Raw genomic sequence first — 5,729 nt, 5'->3', positions numbered from 1 at the left:
GTCTCAGTTCCGAGACAGGTTGGGATTGCTATTCGCCGATGCCCAGGCGCTTCATGCGCCGGTAAAGGGTTGCCCGGCCGACACCAAGGGCTCTGGCGGCTTTCGAGACATTGCCGCCGGCTCGGGTGAGTGCACGAACAACGGCGGCCCGCTCAGCCTTCTCAAATCCGGTTGGTCCGTCTTCCCGGCCAAGCAGGTCGGATGCTGGGAGCGGTGAAATGGGACCTGTCGTGCCAAGTCCAAAGGCCTTGCGTGCTGCACGGGTTGCGCCCAGCACGATGTCATCGGAATCGACGGCGAACAACACCGCGGTGTCAGATGTGTCACTGTCTGCGACCACAATGCGATTGCCGGAAAAAGCCGCCCGAAACGTATCGATCTCGATTTGACGCGCGGTCTGGCTGACCATTGCCGCGATCAGCCGGTTAAATGCTTCCGTCTGGTCGGATCTGGCAGAAGAAACATCCAGAGCTCCGACCAGTCCGCCATCCGGGCCATAAATCGGGGCGTCCATGCAGCTCATGCCTGCAAAGCGGGCTAGAAAATGCTCGTCCCGATGGATAATGACATTCCGTTCTTCCGCAAGACAGGTGCCGATACCATTGGTGCCGACCGTTGCTTCGCTCCAGTTGGTGCCCTGCGAGAGACCCCATCCCTGGAAAGTCTCCTCATCGGCTGCCGAACACCGCTGATCGAGGATCACACCATCGGCATCGGTCAACAACACGGTACAGCCAGACTGGCCGACTAGACCAAAAAGCTGATCCAGTTTCGGTGCGGCTATTTGCAGAAATGATCCGATTTCATCCAGACGCTCGCGCAGCTGCCCGTCTTCCATCTGCTCCGGTGCGGCCTGACCGCCCGGATCAAGACCGTGCTTGTCAAGCGAACGTCGCCACGACGCGGCAATCCGCGAGAGCGCAGGCGCTGATCCCGAATGTACGGTGCGGAACACTGTTTCAACATGATCTTTCATTGACGCGACCGACGACCGACAGGCTTGCCGGTGAAATGACCGGCACCCACTCTATCGATCCGTTCCTCCCATGAACGCTCGAAAACCGGATCAAGATGGCGGCAGTGCCAGGAGAATGCAAGCAGCCTTGAGAGCAGACGAAGGATTCGGTTTTCCGCCCGATTTCCCGAGCTCCACTTTTTCGCACACCCGAACAGACTGAACACACACGCAATTTACCTCAAATATATCGACTACTGTTACGAAATAACATAACAGGTCGACTCATCGGATTTGTGAGTGGGAGTAGAACATGTCACTGGTGGAAACCTTCAATGCTGAAAAGCAGCAAGAACTCGCAGCCTGACGTGAACTAAAGAGAGAAGAAGCGGAAGCCGCAGTTCGCTTGTTGATTGAATGGGCAGGGGACAATCCTGACCGGGAAGGTCTGGTGGATACGCCTACCCGGGTCGTTCGGGCGTATGAAGAATTTTTTGAAGGCTATCGGACGGATCCGGTCGATCTTCTTCAGCGCACATTTGAGGAAACGAACGACTATGACGATATGATCGTCTTGAAAAATCTCCGTTTTGAATCCCATTGCGAGCACCACATTGTGTCGATCATCGGCAAGGTCCATATTGCGTATCTGCCCGCAGGACGTGTAGTCGGGATCAGCAAGCTGGCGCGTTTGGTGGACGTCTTCGCAAAACGGCTCCAGATCCAGGAAACCCTGACGGCCCAGGTCGCGGAAACTATCGAAAAAGTGCTTGAACCCCGCGGCGTCGCGGTTGTCATGGAAGCAGCGCATATGTGCATGACCACTCGCGGCATCAAGAAACCCGGTGTGTCGATGATGACCCGGCGCATGCTGGGAGAATTCTCAACGGACAGAGAGTTGCGCCGTGACTTTCTGTCTTTCATTTCCGGGCAGCAGCCGGCCTCGTTCTGACAGCGCTCTATCCCGCTAATGTGAAACGTTGAAACAAAAGAAAACCCCACCTTCTGTTCTGGAAGGCGGGGTAGAGGTGCTTATCGCGGGGCAGCGAAGGTCGCTTCTGCTCTTTTTTAATGCCTGCTTATGCCTGCAGGCGGGATCTGATTTCCTTGCGCAACTCGTCAATCGGCGACTTCTTTGCGCCATCAATCGTGTGCCAGAACGTCCAGCCGTTGCAGGCTTCCTGTCCTTGAACCAATGCGCCGACCTTGTGGATTGAGCCGGTATGATCGCCGGATTTCAATGACCCGTCAGCCCGCACGACGGCCAGATGCTTGCCCTTGGAACAGGTGAGTTCCGCTCCCGGTTCCAGAAGACCGCTTTCCAGCAAGGTACCGAACGGAATTCGCTTCTGGGCACGCTTGCCCTTCTGCATTTCCAACGCCTTGGCATCCCCCGGTTCAATGGCTTCGATGCGCGCTGTCGCAGCGTCGATATAGTCCTGCTCGCGTTCAACACCGACATAGTTGCGGCCGAGTTTCTTCGCGACGGCTCCCGTGGTGCCGGTGCCGAAGAAAGGATCAAGCACGACATCACCAGGTTTGGAAGAGGCGGTCAGAACCCGGTAGAGCAAAGCCTCGGGCTTCTGTGTCGGGTGAACCTTCTGGCCGCTCTTGTTCTTCAGCCGTTCGGCGCCTGTGCACAAAGGCAGGTGCCAGTCAGACCGCATCTGCAAATCTTCATTGAAGGTCTTCAGCGCATCATAGTTGAAAGTCGGCTTGGCATCCTTGGACTTCACCGCCCAGATCATCGTCTCATGGGCGTTGGTGAACCGTTTGCCACGGAAGTTCGGCATCGGATTGGATTTGAGCCAGACAATATCATTCATGATCCAGAAGCCGAGATCCTGCAGGATCGCGCCAACTCGGAAGATGTTGTGGTAGGAGCCGATCACATAAAGCGAACCGTCAGGCTTCATCACCCGGCGGACAGCCAGCAGCCAAGCCCTTGTAAAGGCATCATATTGCTGGAAGCTATCGAACTGATCCCAGTGATCATCACAGGCATCCACCTTGGACTGATCCGGCCGGTGCAGATCGCCACCGAGCTGGAGGTTATAAGGTGGATCCGCGAAGACCAGGTCCACGGATCGGGACGGCAACTTCTCCAGGGCGGCCACGCAGTCGCCCTTCAGGATCGTATTCAGGTAGGAAGCGGGTGCTTCCGATTTCTTTTTTTGAAGGGGTGCCGCAAAGGACACCCCGGTACGCAGTACACTCATTGCGACGCAATACCTCACGCAATTTCGAGTGTCATGGTTACCGGGTTTGGTAAATCAGCCGTTAAGTTCGTAAAACAAAAATTCCCTTTAATTCAATGCTTTGTTTACAATCGTAAAAGTTAAATGAGAAGTTAATGACCTGTGCCAACCGAAAAGGCCAGAATTCTGCTGATTTCATTGAGAGTACGACCGGAAGTTGCTTTCCAATCGTTAAAGGCAACCTGGGCCGCGTGCAGATTTTTTTTCGAAAGTCGGTCATTCTCCATGATGTTTTCCCGGATCAGGGCATTAACCACATCGCCGGAGAGAATGAAACTTTCCTTGCCCATGAAGCGCAGGGCGATCTGGCCCGTATTGCCGCCTAGCCGGCTGCCGCGTTTTTTCAGTGTCTCCATCAGGCCGATCTGGTCTGTCACCGGATAGCGGGCGATGAATTTGGCTGCGCTACCGTGCTCCGCGGCAAGGTCTTTTAGAAAGACCGCATTGTGCTGGACAGACTTGATCTTTGCGCCGTTGCGAACAATGCGGGTGTCCTTCAGCAAGGCTTCAAATGCTTCATCGGGTAGGAAGGCAAGGCGGGCGACATCGAAGCCTTCGAAAGCCTCCTCGAACCCGGGCCACTTCTGCTCGATCACTTTCCAGCTGAACCCTGCCTGGAAAACGCACTTGGTGAACATCGACAGCCATCGGTCATCGCCTATCTGTTCCAGCTCGTCTTCTGATTTCGGCAGGTTATGTTCGCCAAGCAGCTTCGCGAGTTGATCCGGACCGCCTTTTTTTTCCGCGGCAAGCGCTTCGATGTCTTCAAAGGGTCTCATATGGCAAACCTCGTTTCTTTGCATTCCGCCTCATGGGATTAAGCCGGATTTCAAAGGATCACAGACCGTCGGGAGCTTAACGCCCGCCAATCTCCTTTGTCCGTTCAAATTTGCGCAAGGCAAGAGACAGCGTGATGGTCATCATCAGATAGATCAGGGCAACCACATTATAGGTTTCGAAATAACGGAACGATCCGGCGGCGTAGACCTTGCCGAGCTGGGTGATGTCGGCGACGCCGAGGACGGAGACCAGTGAACTGTCCTTGATCATGGCAATGAAGTCATTGCCAAGCGGCGGCAGTATGGTTTTCAGCGCCTGTGGGAAAATGATCAGGCGGAATCGCAGCCAGCGGTTCATGCCGAGGGCTTCGGCCGCTTCTATCTGACCCTTGTCGACAGCCTGGATGCCAGCACGGAAAACCTCTGCGATAAATGCCGAATAGCCGATCATCAGAGCGACGATTGCCCGCCACAGCAGCGGAAAGTCCCGTGTACGCATTGGCTCCAGGCCGAGAGGTTCCAGCACAGCGTTGACCCCGGCGACCAGAAGCGGCGTTGCCACAAAGGCGATATAGAGCAGCAGCACAATGATCGGCAGACCTCGTACGATCTCGACATAGAACCGGGCCATCTGACGCAGGATGGTGGACCCTGAGAGTGAGGCGAGTGCCAGGAGAAGACCCAGAATCGAAGCCAGAAAAAATCCAACCAGCGTCACGAAAATTGTCAGTCCGATCCCGCGCGAAACGGTTGTCATGACCTGTGTGTAGATCTCGTCGGTGGCAATCTGGAACAGGAGAAAGACTGCAAGCCCACCAGCCGCCACAAGCCAATAGGGAAAGTCCTGTTTTGGAGCGCTGGTTGAAGATTTTTTTCGAAACATGGGCCTGACTTGAGTTGAAGATGCGATCGGATGGAATTCCGGCGGCCGGATTTCACGAGACGTCGATACGTAAAATGGCCGGTATCCGGGCCTATTCCCGGTTACCGGCCATCAACGATATTGTCTAGCCGCGTTTGAGCGCAGCCGGCTTGCTACTGGCCGGCTTTGTATTCGAAGAACCATTTCTGATTCAGGGCATCAAGCGTACCATCGGCGCGCATGCTCGAAATCGCGGCGTTGAACGGCTCGACCAGATCGGACCCTTTCGGGAAGATAAAGCCGAATTCCTCCGTGCCCATCGGTTCTCCGATCAACTTGAACGTATCCGGATTGGTTGCGACATATCCTTTGCCACCGGTGCTGTCTGTTAGCACCAGGTCCACGTCACCGGTTTTCAGGGCCTGAACGGCAGCGCCGAATGTCTCGAACAGTTTGATGCGCGGATTGGCTTCATCGCCATCCAGGACTTCGTAAACCGTGACATAAAAGGGGGTCGTGCCCGGCTGGGCTCCGGCCAGGAAATCCGTGTTATCGGCGAAGCCTTTGGAGTCGGTAAAACGATCCTCATCGGCGCGCACCAGCATGAACATTTCCGAACGCATGTAAGGCTCTGAGAAGTCGACCTGTTCGGCCCGGTCTGCGCGAATGGTGATACCGTTCATGGCAAGGTCGTATTCACCGGCTGAAATCGCAGGGATCATCGCATCCCAGCTTACATTCTCATACGTCACGTTCATGTTGAGCCGCTTGGCGATCTCGGCAATCGCCTCATATTCCCAGCCACTGGCTTCACCGGATTTCGGATCGACGAATTGCAGCGGCGGATAAGTGTTTTCCGACGCAATGACAACGTC

General features: G+C 55.2%; 5 protein-coding genes and 1 pseudogene. 1 reads left to right on the top strand and 5 read right to left on the bottom strand.

The annotated features are described in order from the left end of the window. Window positions 1-28 precede the first annotated feature (28 nt). Window positions 29-976 (bottom strand): GAF domain-containing protein, encoded by a 948-nt coding sequence (locus K5905_RS26130; RefSeq protein ID WP_297589656.1) that lies wholly within the window; start codon window positions 974-976, stop codon window positions 29-31. A gap of 292 nt (window positions 977-1,268) precedes the next feature. On the opposite strand from K5905_RS26130, the pseudogene folE reads away from it, so the two are divergent. Further along, a pseudogene (gene folE / locus K5905_RS26125) lies at window positions 1,269-1,907 on the top strand (GTP cyclohydrolase I FolE). Window positions 1,908-2,034: 127 nt separating this feature from the next. Here folE and K5905_RS26120 read toward each other — a convergent pair. The 4 genes from K5905_RS26120 to K5905_RS26105 all read right to left on the bottom strand — a co-directional run. Next, complete coding sequence (locus K5905_RS26120) at window positions 2,035-3,174, bottom strand: site-specific DNA-methyltransferase (RefSeq protein ID WP_297589653.1); 1,140 nt, start codon at window positions 3,172-3,174, stop codon at window positions 2,035-2,037. 131 nt (window positions 3,175-3,305) lie between these two features. After that, entirely contained in the window at window positions 3,306-3,992 is a 687-nt protein-coding gene (locus K5905_RS26115; RefSeq protein WP_297589650.1) for a DNA-3-methyladenine glycosylase I, read from the bottom strand. A gap of 76 nt (window positions 3,993-4,068) precedes the next feature. Continuing rightward, a complete protein-coding gene (locus K5905_RS26110) occupies window positions 4,069-4,875 on the bottom strand; it encodes an amino acid ABC transporter permease (RefSeq protein ID WP_297589648.1) in 807 nt (268 codons plus the stop codon). Between the two features lie 152 nt (window positions 4,876-5,027). Next, on the bottom strand, window positions 5,028-5,729 hold a 702-nt coding region (locus K5905_RS26105), incomplete at its 5' end, for a transporter substrate-binding domain-containing protein (RefSeq protein ID WP_297589645.1).

This window comes from Roseibium sp. (assembly GCF_025698965.1).
In the GTDB taxonomy this organism is placed as follows: Bacteria; Pseudomonadota; Alphaproteobacteria; order Rhizobiales; family Stappiaceae; genus Roseibium.
This window is presented reverse-complemented; position numbering and strand designations above follow the sequence as displayed.